Annotated in this window: 13 protein-coding genes; 2 read left to right on the forward strand and 11 right to left on the reverse strand. The window is 69.2% G+C overall.

The window, feature by feature from the left end; all coding sequences use genetic code 11:
- Positions 1-81 precede the first annotated feature (81 nt).
- A complete protein-coding gene (locus ABZV40_RS11690) occupies positions 82-312 on the forward strand; it encodes an HNH endonuclease signature motif containing protein (protein ID WP_355439169.1) in 231 nt (76 codons plus the stop codon).
- Between the two features lie 266 nt (positions 313-578).
- Here ABZV40_RS11690 and htpG read toward each other — a convergent pair whose 3' ends face one another.
- The 11 genes from htpG to pafA form a co-directional block, all read right to left on the reverse strand.
- On the reverse strand, positions 579-2,423 hold the full coding sequence (gene htpG, locus ABZV40_RS11695; protein WP_355438782.1) for a molecular chaperone HtpG: 1,845 nt from the start codon (positions 2,421-2,423) through the stop codon (positions 579-581).
- A gap of 42 nt (positions 2,424-2,465) precedes the next feature.
- Positions 2,466-3,326, reverse strand: a complete 861-nt coding sequence (locus ABZV40_RS11700) for a diacylglycerol kinase family protein (protein ID WP_355438784.1) — start codon at positions 3,324-3,326, stop codon at positions 2,466-2,468.
- Positions 3,323-4,243, reverse strand: a complete 921-nt coding sequence (gene tatC, locus ABZV40_RS11705) for a twin-arginine translocase subunit TatC (RefSeq protein ID WP_355439172.1) — start codon at positions 4,241-4,243, stop codon at positions 3,323-3,325. Before tatC ends, ABZV40_RS11700 begins: the two co-directional genes overlap by 4 nt.
- 113 nt (positions 4,244-4,356) lie before the next feature.
- Complete coding sequence (tatA, locus tag ABZV40_RS11710; RefSeq protein ID WP_355438786.1) at positions 4,357-4,656, reverse strand: Sec-independent protein translocase subunit TatA; 300 nt, start codon at positions 4,654-4,656, stop codon at positions 4,357-4,359.
- Positions 4,649-4,921 (reverse strand): bacteriophage holin, encoded by a 273-nt coding sequence (locus tag ABZV40_RS11715; protein ID WP_355438788.1) that lies wholly within the window; start codon positions 4,919-4,921, stop codon positions 4,649-4,651. The genes tatA and ABZV40_RS11715 overlap by 8 nt, the downstream gene beginning before the upstream one ends.
- A 9-nt stretch (positions 4,922-4,930) precedes the next feature.
- Positions 4,931-5,911, reverse strand: a complete 981-nt coding sequence (locus ABZV40_RS11720; RefSeq protein ID WP_355438790.1) for a YafY family protein — start codon at positions 5,909-5,911, stop codon at positions 4,931-4,933.
- Complete coding sequence (locus ABZV40_RS11725) at positions 5,908-6,873, reverse strand: WYL domain-containing protein (RefSeq protein WP_355438792.1); 966 nt, start codon at positions 6,871-6,873, stop codon at positions 5,908-5,910. The genes ABZV40_RS11720 and ABZV40_RS11725 overlap by 4 nt, the downstream gene beginning before the upstream one ends.
- A gap of 60 nt (positions 6,874-6,933) precedes the next feature.
- Positions 6,934-7,779, reverse strand: a complete 846-nt coding sequence (locus ABZV40_RS11730) for an alpha/beta hydrolase (RefSeq protein ID WP_355438794.1) — start codon at positions 7,777-7,779, stop codon at positions 6,934-6,936.
- Positions 7,780-7,818: 39 nt separating this feature from the next.
- A complete protein-coding gene (locus ABZV40_RS11735; RefSeq protein WP_355438796.1) occupies positions 7,819-8,253 on the reverse strand; it encodes a VOC family protein in 435 nt (144 codons plus the stop codon).
- Positions 8,254-8,262: 9 nt separating this feature from the next.
- Positions 8,263-9,267, reverse strand: coding sequence for an oxidoreductase (locus ABZV40_RS11740; RefSeq protein ID WP_355438798.1), 1,005 nt, complete (start codon positions 9,265-9,267; stop codon positions 8,263-8,265).
- Positions 9,268-9,288: 21 nt separating this feature from the next.
- Positions 9,289-10,647, reverse strand: coding sequence for a Pup--protein ligase (gene pafA / locus ABZV40_RS11745; RefSeq protein WP_065920398.1), 1,359 nt, complete (start codon positions 10,645-10,647; stop codon positions 9,289-9,291).
- Between the two features lie 116 nt (positions 10,648-10,763).
- Between pafA and ABZV40_RS11750 the strand changes: the two genes are divergently transcribed.
- Positions 10,764-12,128: a phosphatase PAP2 family protein gene (locus tag ABZV40_RS11750; protein ID WP_355439175.1), complete on the forward strand. Its 1,365-nt coding sequence runs from the start codon at positions 10,764-10,766 to the stop codon at positions 12,126-12,128.
- Positions 12,129-12,222 lie beyond the last annotated feature (94 nt).

Raw genomic sequence — 12,222 nt, forward strand, 5'->3', positions numbered from 1 at the left:
TGAGAGGCGCACGTCCGGTTCGGCGGGCGACCTTGAGAAACGTGCCCGAGGAAACTCGGAAGGCGCGCTCAAGGTCGACCCATCTGCGGCAGACCCCCGAAACAATGCGACGCGCATCATGTCCATCACTGGGCGAACGGCGGCGACACGTCGGTCAAGAATGCCGTGCTGCTCTGCCGCCATCACCACACACTCATCCACCAGAGCGAGTGGGAAGTGACAATGGTGCACGGCCTACCGACGTTCTACGCACCGAGCTGGCTGGACCCGGACCAAAAACCGAGACGTAACCTCATCACCACGGTCGCGTGACCGCCGGGCCTTCGGCCGTGGCGAAGCGGAGCGAGCCGGTAAAGGCCTGATGCCGACCCGGTAAGCGGTAATGCCGGAAATCGGCGGTGCCAGCGCAACCACGCACGACTGCGATTGGGGCTTGACTTTGGGTGCGAGGTGCTACGTGCTCGGATCGGCCGGGCCCTTCTCAGCCCGGCTTTTCAAGGCCGACCAGCGCCCCACGACCGCAAGCGCCAAAAGGCCCGGCTCGCCGAAGCGAACCGGGCCCATCAGCAGCCCAACCGTCAGAACGTGCGCTGCACCCGTTCAGCCACCAGCTGCACGAACCGCGACGGATCCGCCAGCTCGCCACCCTCGGCCAGCAACGCGAGCCCGTAGATCAGCTCGGCGGAACCGGCCAGCGACTCGCGCTCCCCCGCGGAGAACGCCTTGTGCAGCCCCTCGACCAGCGGATGCCCGGGGTTGAGCTCCAGGATCCGCTTGATCTTCGGCAGCTCCTGCCCCATCGCCTTGTACATCTTCTCCAGCGTGGGAGTGATGTCGTGCGCGTCGCCCACCACGCACGCCGGCGAGGTCGTCAGGCGCGACGAGAGCCGGACCTCCTTGACGTTCTCCTCCAGCTGCTCCTTCAGCCACGTGAGCAGGTCGGCGAACTCGGCGGCCTTGGCGGAGGCGGCCGACTTCTCCTCCTCCGTCTCCAGGTCCACCTGGCCCTTGGCGACGGACTGGAGCTGCTTGCCGTCGAACGAGGGCACCGAGTCGACCCACATCTCGTCGATCGGGTCGGTGAGGATCAGGACCTCGTAACCCTTGGCGCGCAACGCTTCCATGTGCGGCGAGTGTTCGACGGCCACGCGCGAGTCGCCGGTCATGTAGTAGATGTGCTCCTGGCCGTCCTTCATCCGTGAGACGTAGTCGGCCAGGGTGGTCAGCTCGTCGGCGGAGTGCGTCGAGGCGAACGAGCAGACCTCGAGGATCGCGTCGCGGTTGTCGGGGTCGGAGAGCAGGCCCTCCTTCAGGGCCGCGCCGAGCTCGCTCCAGAACTTCTTGTAGTCGTCCGGACGCGTGCCCATCAGGGACTTGATCGAGGACAGGACCTTCTTCACCAGGCGGCGGCGCATCAGCTGGATGTGGCGGTCCTGCTGCAGGATCTCGCGCGAGACGTTCAGCGAGAGGTCGGCCGCGTCGACGACGCCCTTCACGAAGCGCAGGTACTCGGGCATCAGCTCGGCGCAGTCGTCCATGATGAAGACGCGCTTCACGTAGAGCTGCACGCCGCGCTTGCCGTCGCGCATGAACAGGTCCAGCGGGGCCTGGGCGGGCAGGAACAGCAGTGCCTGGTACTCGAAGGTGCCCTCCGCCTGCATGCGGATGGTCTCGAGCGGGGCGTTCCAGTCGTGGCTGATGTGGCGGTAGAACTCGGCGTACTCCTCCTCCGTCACCTCGGAGGCCGGGCGCGCCCACAGGGCCTTGCGGGAGTTGATCTCCTCGCCGCCGAGGCGCACGGGCCAGGTGATGAAGTCCGAGTAGCGCTTGACGATCTCGCGGATCTTGGCCGGCTCGGTGTAGTCGGGCAGGCGGTCCTCGTCGTCGGCCGGCTTGAGGTGCAACGTGACCGAGGTGCCCTGCGGCGCGTCGTCGACGTCCTCGATCGTGTAGGTGCTCTCGCCGGTCGACTCCCAGCGCACACCCTTCTCGGCGTGCGGGTACTTCGTCACGAGGGTGACCTTGTCGGCCACCATGAACGACGAGTAGAAGCCGATGCCGAACTGGCCGATCAGGTCGGACGTCCCCGAGGCCTGCTGCTCCTTGAGGTTGCGGAGGAACTCCGCGGTGCCCGACTTCGCGATCGTGCCGATGAGCCGCACGACGTCCTCGCGGGTCATGCCGATGCCGTTGTCCCGGACGGTCAGCGTGCGCTCGGCGGGATCGGACTCGATCACGATGTGGAGGTCGTCGACGTCGACCTTCATGTCCTTGTCGCGGAACGACTCCAGCCGCAGCTTGTCCAGTGCGTCCGAGGCGTTCGAGACCAGCTCGCGCAGGAACGTGTCCTTGTTCGAGTAGATCGAGTGGATCATCAGCTGCAGCAGCTGACGCGCCTCGGACTGAAACTCCAGCGTCTCCATTGCTTCCCCACCGAATCAAAAGCGAACGAACAACCCTAGAATTTAGCGACCCACAACTGTGAGAGCGCCTGGGACCGTGCGAACTGAGACCGGCAACGCTTCCTGGCGTTCGCCGTCGGCGTACGCGACCCAGTCGTTGCCACCGGACAACGACACCTCACGCGCGCGGAACGTCCGCACGAACGGCTGCTCGGTGTGCTTGCCGGTGCGCAACGTCGGCAGCATCCGGGCCAGCACCGACCTGCTGGCGCGCTCCACGACCGTCACGTCGAACAGTCCGTCGGAGGCGTCGGCGGCCGGGCACACCGGGATGCCGCCGCCGTACTTCGGTGTGTTCCCCACGGCCACGAGGGTGGCGTCGAGAGAGAACGTGTCGGTCTCGGTCGTCACGAGCAGAGGTGCCGAACGCAGTGATGCCAGTTCGGCCAGGACCGCCAGGTCGTAGCGGCGCGGACCGGCGGGCCACCGCATGGCGTTCGCCCGCTCGTTGACCGCGGCGTCGAACCCGGCGCACAGGACGGTCGCGAACCACTGTCCCGTCGACAGCCGGCCCAGGTCGAGCTGCCTGTGCGTGCCGGACACCACGTCGTCGACCGAGGCGGACCCGATCGCGGCCGCCAGGTCGTTGCCGGTGCCCGCCGGCACGATCCCCAGCGCCGTGGACGTGCCCGCGCAGGCCTGGATGCCCAGGTGAGCGGCCCCGTCACCACCGAGCACCACCAGCAGGTCGACGCCGTCGGAGACGGCCTCGCGAGCCAGTGCGAGCGTGCCCTTGGCGTCGTGCGCGACCAGCTGCGTCAACGACGAGACGTGCGGGCGCAGCGCGGCGGCGGTCGACCCGGCCATCCGGGCCGCCCGCCCCTTGCCCGACGCCGGGCAGACCAGCAGGGCCGCCCGCGTCACGTGGCGTCGTCGTAGTTCACGCGCTTCGCGGGTTCCGAAGCGGTCGTGCTCTCCGCAACCTTCTCGCCGGGCAGGTTGCCCGCGGCGTCGGACGGCGTGTAGTCGAACGGTGCCGCCTCGTCGTCGTCGAGCGAGTCCCAGCCCTCGTCCGCGCGCTGTTTGGCCTTGCGCTTGTCGTGGACGCGCGCGAGCTGGATCGCCATCTCGAACAGGCCCGTGAGCGCGAGCGCCAGCACGACCATCGAGATCGGGTCGGTGCCCGGTGTCGCGATCGCCGCGAACACGAACAGACCCATGATCAGGCCGCGGCGCCACTTGGCCAGCGTCTCGTAACTGATCACGCCCGCCCGGTTCAGCATGACCACGAGCAGCGGAAGCTCGAAGCTCACACCGAAGATGAACAGCATCGTGATGACGAACGAGACGTACTTGCCACCGGTCAGCGCGGTGATGAACTGGTCGCCACCGAAGCTGATCAGCACCTGCAGGCCCTGCGGGACTACCCAGTAGGCCAGCACCGCACCCGCCGCGAACAGGATCGCGGCGAAGAACACGAAGGTGCGCGCGAACTTGCGCTCCTTCGCGTACAGGCCGGGCGTGATGAACGCCCAGAGCTGGTACAGCCAGAACGGGCTGAGCAGCACCGCGCCCGCCGCGGCACCCACCTGCAGGCGGATCATGAAGCTCTCGAACGGCTCCGTCTGCAGCAGCCGGCACCCGGTCTCACCGGGGAACTGCACCCGGAACGGCGCGAGGTCCGGCTGGCAGTAGGGGCCGGTCATGATGTCGCCCAGCGACGGGATCGGGCCGAGCCTCACCGCGAACCAGATCCAGCCGAAGATCGCACCGATGGTGATGATCATCATCGCCATCGCGAGCCGGTGCCTCAGCTCGTACAGGTGCTCTTTGAGCGACATGGTGCCGTCGGGGTTGCCCCGACGGCGCTTGGCGCGTTCCCGGCGCTCCGCGATCCACCGGAACGGACTTGCCACCTCAGTGACCGTCCTTACGAGTTATCGGGACCAGGAGGTCAGTTGGTGTTGGCCTTGTTCTGCGAAGTCTGCTCGATCGGCTGCGCGACCTGAGGCTGCTGCTGAACGGGCTGCTGGACCTGCGGCTGAGCCGGCGGCAGCTGCTGAACCGGCTGCTGCACGGGCTGCTGCACCGGAGCGTCGTCGGCGTCCTCGTCGCGCAGGCCCTTGGTCTCGGCCTTGAAGATCTTCGCCGACCGGCCGATCGAACGGGCCATGTCGGGCAGCTTCTTCGCGCCGAACAGCAGAATGATCACCACAGCGATGATCATCAGCTCGGGGACTCCGAGGTTACCCATTGGTGATCCTCCTGTCTCCCCCGCCACGACGATCGTACGCGGGGTTCGCCCTGGTACGGGCCTGTTCCGGGCGCCGCCGTTCGGCGAAGGCCACCTTCAGCGCGGCCGACCGCGCCTTCAGCAGACCGACACCGTCGCCGACCCTGTCCCCCACCAGAGTGCGGGCGGCAGCGAATCGACGCAAGGATCGGATGACTCGGAGCCCGATCGCGACCAGCACGATCAGGCCGAGCGCGATCAGCGCCAGGGTCGGTGTGTACGGCACGAGCACACGTTATACGTCTTGGGTGGACAGCAGGTGATCTGCCCGGCGCAACGCTTCCTCCGCGCGGTGAACCACTTCCTCCGCGAGCTCGGCCGGCTGCTCCACGTGCACGTCACCGCCGAGTCCGAGGAGCAGGCGGACCATCCACGACGAGTCGTCGTAGCGCATGAGGACACGCGTGCGGCCGTCGGAGAGCTCCGCCGCGTGGTCCACCGGGTAGTACTCGGCGACCCAGTGCGCGTCCGGTTCGAGAAGAAGGACGGCGATCTTCTGGTCATCGCGGGGTTGGAACAAGCCCTCCGACGTATCGGTCAGCCGGGCGTGCGGCGGAGGCGACGACGGTTCGTCGAGCACCCGCACCTCGTCGATGCGGTCCAGCCGGAACAACCGCACGCCGAGCGCCGAACGGCACCACGCTTCGAGGTAGCCGCGGCCTTCCACGAGCAGCAGACGCATCGGGTCGACGACCCGATCACTCATCGCGTCGTGCGACTGCGAGTAATAGCGGATGCGCACGGCCCGTTCGCGCTTCACGGCGTCCTGCACGGCGGCACGGATCTCCGCAGTCTCCTCGCGTTCGAACGCGCCGAGCCCCACGACCATGCCCGCGGGCTGCGCCTTCCCGACCGCCGACTCGATCTTGGCCAGCGCCCGCTGCACCGCGTCGGTGTCGACCACGCCGGGTGTGTCCGCGAGCGCCCGCAGCGCCACGAGCAGCGACGACGCCTCCGCCGCGGTGAGCCGCAGCGGCCGGTTCATGCCCGCGTCGAACGAGACCGTGATCGTCTCGCCCTCGAAGGACAGGTCGATCAGATCGCCGGGGCCGTAGCCGGGCAGGCCGCACATCCACAGCAGCTCGAGGTCCTTGCGCAGCTGCTTGGGCGTGATGCCGAAGTCGGCCGCGGCCTCCTTGACCGTGATCGCGGGCCGGTTGAGCAGGTACGGCACGAGGGCGAGCAGACGCGGCAGCCGTTCGTTCGACGCGGTCACCGCGCTCCTTCCAGTGCACCCTGCAGGCGGTCGCGGACGCTCTTCTGGAGGATCTCCGGTTCGAGCACCACGACGTCGGGACCGAACCCGGCGAGCCACTTGGCCGCCGAGTCGGGGAACTTCAGGTCGATCTCGACGACGTCGCCGCCGTCGCGTTCCTCGATGACCTTGGCGTGCCGCCGCAGGCCCTGGGCGCGGTCCTTCGCGACCCAGATCTTCGCGGGTGCCGTCTGGTGCGGATCGGCCTCCGTGCGCGCGATGAGGCTCATCAGGTCGACGCCCTCGGGCACCGTGAACGCGCCCGGCCTGCCCACGGTCCTGACCGCGCCCACCACCCGGGACAGCCGGAAACAGCGCGTGTCGTTGCGGTCGCGGTCCCAGCCGACCAGGTACCACTTGCCGCGCCACGCGACCACGCCCCACGGCTCGACCGTGCGCTCCTTCTGCCCGCCGGGCGGCGGCTTGCGGTAGTCGAACGCGACGACCTGCTGGGCCTGCACCGCCTGCAGCAGCGGCGGGAACGCGGGCTCGTTCGCCCGCACCTTGGGCTCCACGGCGGCGGGCGTGTCCTGGTCGACGTCCACCCCCGCGGCCCGCAGCTTGATCAACGCGCCGTGCACCGCGCCCGTGAGCTGCGGAGAGTCCCAGAGCCGGGCCGCGAGCGCCACCGCGGCGGCCTCGTCCGGTTCGAGGTCGATGTCGCCGAGCTCGTAGTCGCGCCGCGCGATCCGGTACCCGTCCTCGGCGCCCTCCACGCCTGACTGGCGGCCCGTCTCCAGCGGCACGCCGAGATCGCGCAGCTCGGACTTGTCGCGTTCGAACATGCGGAAGAACGCCTCGTCCGTCGGTGCTTCGTGATAGCCCGGGACGATGGCGCGGATGCGCTCCGCTGTCAGGTACTGGCGGGTCGACAGCAGGCACAGCACCAGGTTGACGAGGCGTTCGGCGCGTGCGATGGCCACGGACAAACCCTAACCCCGTGCGGTTCGAAACCTTGACATCACCTGTTGTGAACGGTCCGTTCAGAGCAGCGTGCGCAACTCCCGTACCAGCTCCACAGGCGCTTCCTCGGCCATGTGGTGTCCACAGTCGATGGACCGTACCCGCACGTCATCGGCCCATTCGGACCACACGGCGGGTAGATCTCCGTACAGCTCTCCCAGGTCGTCCTTGGCCGACCACAACGCCAGAACCGGGCACGAGATCCGGCGTCCCGCGGCCCGGTCCTCGTCGTCGTGCTGACGGTCGACCTCCAGGCCCGCCCGGTAGTCGCCGCACATCGCGAGCACCGTCTGCGGGTCGTGGACGGCCCGCTGGAAGTCGGCCCAGTTCTCCACGCCCATCGCGAGCGGCGTGTCGTGGTAGCGCCCGCCGTAGAAGAGGTCGGGGTTGGAGTTGATCATCGCGGCGGCGAGCTCCTGCTGCGCCAGGAAGAACCAGTGGTACCAGGCCTGCGCGAACCGCGCGTCGCACCGGGCGAGATGCGCCCCGATCGGCAGGCCGTCCAGCACGGCCAGCTCGGTGACGCGGCCGGGGTGGTCCAGCGCCAGCCGGATGGCCGCGGCGGCGCCCCGGTCGTGCCCGGCGACCGCGAACCGCTCGTGACCGAGGCCGCGCATCAGGTTCACGAAGTCGCGGGCCATCGCCCGCTTCGAGTAGTCACCGGGTTTGCTGGACTCGCCGTAGCCGCGCAGGTCCGGGCACACCACCGTGTGGTCCGTGGCGAGCAACGGCGCGACGCGGTGCCACGTCGTGTGGGTTCGAGGGTGGCCGTGCAGCAGGAGAACCGGTGGCCCTGCCCCACCGATCCTCACTCGCAGCACGGCCTCGCCGACGTCGATGCGGCGCAACGAGAAACCCTCGAACACTCCGTCTAGCTACCCCGGGCCGAGCGGGGACAAACGACCTCAGTCGAGACAGAAGTCGTTGCCTTCGACGTCCTCCATCCAGATGCACGACTCGTTGATGCCGTCCGCCCGCTGCAGGAGCACCTGCTTCGCGCCGAGCGCGACCAACCGGTCGCGCTCGGCCTGCAACGCGGCCAGGCGTTCCTCACCCACGAGCCCGGTGCCGACCCGCACGTCGAGGTGCACCCGGTTCTTGACGACCTTGCCCTCCCGAACCCGCTGGAAGAACAGCTGCGGCCCCTCCCCGGTGGGATCGACGCAGGCGAACGCCGAGCCCTGATGCTCGGCCGGCAGCGAACGGTCGAACTCGTCCCAGCTCGCGAAGCCCGGCGGTGGCGGCGGCACGACGTAGCCCAGCACCTCGCACCAGAACCGGGCGACCCGCTCGGGCTCCGCGCAGTCGAAAGTCACCTGGAACTTCTTGATCGGCCCCATCGGCTCACCCTAATGGCCGGTCCGGCCCACTCGCCCCTTCTCCCCGGACGCCCAGCAGGTGTGGCCCGCGCAGTCGACGGTGTCGAAGCTGCCGGTGTCGGCGACCTGCCAGCTCCCGCCGTCCTCGCTTACGTCCGTGCCCGACGGCCCGACCGCCACCAGGCCGTTGCCGCGGTAGGCGATGCCGGAGCGGTAGCCGACCGGAGCCTTCGTGCCGGCCTGCCAGCCGTGCCCGTCGTAGGTCGCGAACGCCGGCGTGGGATCCGTCGGCTTCTGGTAGTCGCCGCCGATGGCCACGCCCCGCCACGGCGTCTTGAACGCCACCGCGAACACCCCGGCCGCCGCGCCGCTGGGCAACGGCACCTCACTCGCCCGCCACGACCGGCCGCCGTCCCGCGACTCCAGCACGCGTGCCTTCGCGCCGCCGCCGGTCGCGATCCACGCGTGGTTGCCACTGGTCGTCACGCACTGCCCGCTGGCCGCGAACGCGAACTCGCCCGGCAGCGCGTCCGGCATGCCCGCGGTGTCGTCGACGTGCCACGAACGCCCGCCGTCCCAGGTGCGCAGCACCCGGAACTTGCCGTCGACCGGGTCGCTCAGCGCCAGCCCGCGGAACCGGTCGAAGAACGCCACGCAGTCGTAGAACGCCTTCGGGTCGGTGTTGCGGAACGACTCCTGCCAGGTCTTGCCGCCGTCCGAGGTGCGGTAGATCCGCGACGACTCGCCCTCACCGATCGAGAGCGCCACGGCGTTGCGCGCGTCGAACGCCTCGATGTCGCGGAACTCCAGCGCGGACGTGCCCGGAGGCGCCACGGACTCCCACGACCGGCCGCCGTTCGTCGTGCGCAGGACAGTGCCTTTGGAGCCGCTGACCCACGCGACCTGACCGGACACGGCGGACAGTCCGCGCAGGCGTGCGTCCGTGCCGGTCGGTTTCAGCTCCCAGAAGGAGTCGGCAGAAGCGACTCCCGGCAGTGCCAGGAAAGCGGCGAGTGCCGCCGCGATGATCCTCATGCGACGGCACTCTGCCAGGTTCTACAGGGACGAGATAAGCCTCTCGACGCGCTCGTCCACCGCGCGGAACGGGTCCTTGCACAGCACCGTGCGCTGCGCCTGGTCGTTCAGCTTCAGGTGCACCCAGTCGACGGTGAAGTCGCGACCGGCGGCCTGCGCGGCGGCGATGAAGTCACCGCGCAGCTTGGCCCGCGTGGTCTGCGGCGGGGTGTCCTTGGCGGCCTCGATCTCGCCGTCGTCGGTCACGCGCTCGACCTGGCCCTTGCGCTGCAGCAGGTCGAACACGCCGCGGCCGCGCCGGATGTCGTGGTAGGCGAGGTCGAGCTGGGCGATGCGCGGGTTGGACAGGTCCATGTTGTGCTTGGCCATGTACCGCTCCATCAGGCGGTTCTTGATGGCCCAGTCGATCTCGCGGTCGATCTTGGACAGGTCCTGCGACTCGACCGCGTCCAGGGTCCGGCCCCACAGTTCGAGCACGCGCTGCGCCATCGGGTCCGGCGAGCGCTTCGCCACGTGCTCGACGGCCTTCTCGTAGTACTCGCGCTGGATGTCGAGCGCGGACGCCTCCTTGCCGCCCGCCAGGCGCACGGTCCGGCGGCCGGTGAGGTCGTGCGAGATCTCGCGGATCGCGCGGATCGGGTTGTCCAGCGAGAAGTCCCGGAACTGGACGCCCTGCTCGATCATCTCCAGCACCAGGTTCGCGCTGCCCACCTTGAGCAGCGTCGTCACCTCGGACATGTTCGAGTCGCCGACGATGACGTGCAGGCGCCGGTACCGTTCGGCGTCGGCGTGCGGCTCGTCGCGGGTGTTGATGATCGGACGGGACCGGGTGGTCGCGGACGACACGCCCTCCCAGATGTGCTCGGCGCGCTGAGAGAGGCAGTACACGGCGCCGCGCGGGGTCTGCAGGACCTTGCCCGCGCCGCAGATCAGCTGGCGCGTGACCAGGAACGGCAGCAGCACGTCCGCGATGCGGGAGAACTCGCCGGCCCGTGCGACCAGGTAGTTCTCGTGGCAGCCGTAGGAGTTGCCCGCCGAGTCGGTGTTGTTCTTGAACAGGAAGATGTCGCCGCCGATGCCCTCGTCGGCCAGCCTGCGCTCGGCGTCGACCAGGAGGTCCTCGAGGATCCGCTCGCCCGCCTTGTCGTGCGTGACGAGCTGCGCCAGGTCGTCGCACTCGGCCGTGGCGTACTCCGGGTGCGAGCCGACGTCCAGGTAGAGCCGGGAACCGTTGCGCAGGAACACGTTGGAAGAGCGTCCCCAGGAGACGACGCGGCGGAACAAGTACCGCGCGACCTCGTCCGGGGACAGACGACGCTGCCCGTGGAAGGTGCAGGTCACCCCGAATTCTGTCTCAATGCCGAAGATCCGCCGCTGCATGCCTCAACAGTAGGCGACTCGCAGGCGGAGGAGGGTGATCCGTTCGGGCGGCACGCCGGTTGCGGTTTAGTGTCGGAGGGGTGTGGAAACGGGTCAGCGCTCTCGACAAGAAGCTCATGAGCTCCTCCGCCGGACTGCCTCCCAGCAGGTTCGACAGGGGTTTGAAGAGGCTTTCCAAGGCCGCGAACCACAGCGTGTTGTGGTTCGTCGTCGCGGCGATTCTGGCAACGGGGAAAGGCCCGTTCCGGCGCGGCGCGCTGCGCGGGCTCGCGGCCATCGCCGGGGCCTCTGCCAGCGCGAACCTGGTCGGGAAGTCACTTTTCCCGAGACGCCGGCCCGCCGCTGACCTGATCGCGGTGGAGCGTCGCCTGTCCAAGCGGCCGACATCGTCGTCATTCCCGTCGGGTCACTCCGCGTCCGCCGCGGCTTTCGCCACCGCGGTGGCGATGGAATCCCCCGAAGCAGGCGCGGTGGTGGCACCGATCGCGGCCGCCGTGGCTTATTCACGTGTTCACACGGGCGTGCATTGGCCGTCGGACGTCGCGGTCGGTGCGGCGGTGGGTGTCAGTGCCGCGATGCTGACGCGCCGTTGGTGGCCGTTGGGTCTCAACGAGCCCGCGTCGGCCTACGAGCACGCCGACCTGACGTCGTTGCAGGACGGCGACGGGCTGGTCGTGGTGGTGAACCCGCACTCGGGGATCGGGCCGGACCCGACGCCCCAGATCACCGAGGAGTGGCCGAAGGCGCAGATCGTGCCGATCGAGGAGCTCGACTCGTTGCCGGACGCGAAGGCGCTGGGCGTGGCCGGTGGTGACGGCACGGTGGCCGCCGTGGCCGCCATCGCCGCTGAACGCGACCTACCGCTCGTGCTCGTGCCCTCCGGCACGTTGAACCACTTCGCGCGCGATGTCGGCATCACGGGGCTGCACGACACGGCTCAGGCGGTCGCGGACGGCGTGGGTGTGCGCGTGGACCTGGCGCAGGTCAACGGGCAGTGGTTCGTCAACACGGCGTCGCTCGGGGGCTACCCGGACATGGTGCGGATCCGGGAGAAGCTGCAGAAGCGCTGGGGCAAGTGGCCGGCCGCGGCGATCGCGCTGGGTCGCGTGCTGCGCCAGGCCCAGCCGCTGGAGATGACCATCGACGGCATGCGGCACTCGGTGTGGTTGCTGTTCGTCGGCAACGGGCCGTACCGGCCGAAGGGGTTCGCGCCGACCATGCGGCCGCGGCTGGACGACGGCCTGCTCGACGTGCGGTACGTGCGCGCGGACCGGCGCTTCTCCCGCCTCCGCTTCTTCCTCGGCGCCCTGCTCGGCTCGCTGGAACAGTCACGCACCTACAAGCACCGCGAGGTCCCCTCTCTGGACGTGGTCGTGCACGGCTCCCCCATCTCCATCGCAACCGATGGCGAGGTACGGGAGAAGGCCACCCGCTTCGCCTTCCGCTCCCGCCCAGCGGCCCTAGGCATCTACCGCCCTTGATCGAGAACGCGGGGGGGCCCCGGTGCCCACCGGGGAGACCGCGGGCCCCCCCGGGACAGAGGGGGTGGGCAAAATGGTAAGGGCGGCGCGAGGG

Origin of the sequence: Lentzea sp. NPDC004782 (genome assembly GCF_040609115.1) — a bacterium.
GTDB lineage: Bacteria > Actinomycetota > Actinomycetes > Mycobacteriales > Pseudonocardiaceae > Lentzea.

Coding starts and splice junctions, on each gene's coding strand:
- htpG (WP_355438782.1), bottom strand. CDS start 2,423: ATGGAGACGCTGGAGTTTCAGTCCGAGGCGCGTCAGCTGCTGCAGCTG.
- tatC (WP_355439172.1), bottom strand. CDS start 4,243: ATGTCGCTCAAAGAGCACCTGTACGAGCTGAGGCACCGGCTCGCGATG.
- tatA (WP_355438786.1), bottom strand. CDS start 4,656: ATGGGTAACCTCGGAGTCCCCGAGCTGATGATCATCGCTGTGGTGATC.
- ABZV40_RS11735 (WP_355438796.1), bottom strand. CDS start 8,253: ATGGGGCCGATCAAGAAGTTCCAGGTGACTTTCGACTGCGCGGAGCCC.
- ABZV40_RS11740 (WP_355438798.1), bottom strand. CDS start 9,267: ATGAGGATCATCGCGGCGGCACTCGCCGCTTTCCTGGCACTGCCGGGA.
- pafA (WP_065920398.1), bottom strand. CDS start 10,647: ATGCAGCGGCGGATCTTCGGCATTGAGACAGAATTCGGGGTGACCTGC.
- ABZV40_RS11750 (WP_355439175.1), top strand. CDS start 10,764: ATGAGCTCCTCCGCCGGACTGCCTCCCAGCAGGTTCGACAGGGGTTTG.